The organism is Autumnicola edwardsiae (assembly GCF_031846505.1).
GTDB lineage: Bacteria > Bacteroidota > Bacteroidia > Flavobacteriales > Flavobacteriaceae > Autumnicola > Autumnicola edwardsiae.
Window position 1 is genome coordinate 1 of the sequence record NZ_JAVRHP010000296.1, and the last position, 559, is coordinate 559.

General features: G+C 38.3%; 1 protein-coding gene. It reads right to left on the bottom strand.

What is annotated here, in order from left to right; translation table 11 throughout:
* Positions 1 to 359: 359 nt before the first annotated feature.
* Positions 360 to 559, bottom strand: a 200-nt coding sequence (locus tag RM529_RS17730; RefSeq protein WP_311486055.1) for a glutaredoxin, incomplete at its 5' end; no start/stop codon positions are given.

Below are 559 nucleotides of genomic sequence, written 5' to 3' on the forward strand. Positions count from 1 at the left end.
TGCATAAAGCAATACAATCCAGACAAAATTTGTGGCATTCTTTCATGTCTGGTTCCCCCAAATGTTGGTCAAGGCAAATTCTCGCCGCAGTAATGCAGGCGTTGCAATCATCGATACATTTTTGCATTTCTGAACTTAATGGTTTCATAATTTAAATGGTTTTAGTTACTTCCTGATCTGTTCGGAAATCAGAAATAAAAGATTAAGAGCCGAACCTCTTTTCAAATATCGACTCATAGCCCGGGGGGTAGGCAAGCCGATTAATAAAGATTTAACATTTTAATTTGATTAAAAAAAAAGGCAGCCAAAAATGGCTGCCATAAAAAGTTTCAGATTTTAATTTCAGTACGATGGTTTTGCTAACTGGCTTTTCCTATTCCTGCTTCGATAAGTTTTTCTTTGCTTATACCATTGTTTGTACAGCACTCAAGCAATTTTCCATCAACCGCCACCGCGGGAATTCTCTTTACACCGTACTCCTGCACTTTATCTATACAGGTCTTATCCTCACATTGTTCCACCAGGTTATAGGTGGTAATCTCGCAACTATCGCAGGATA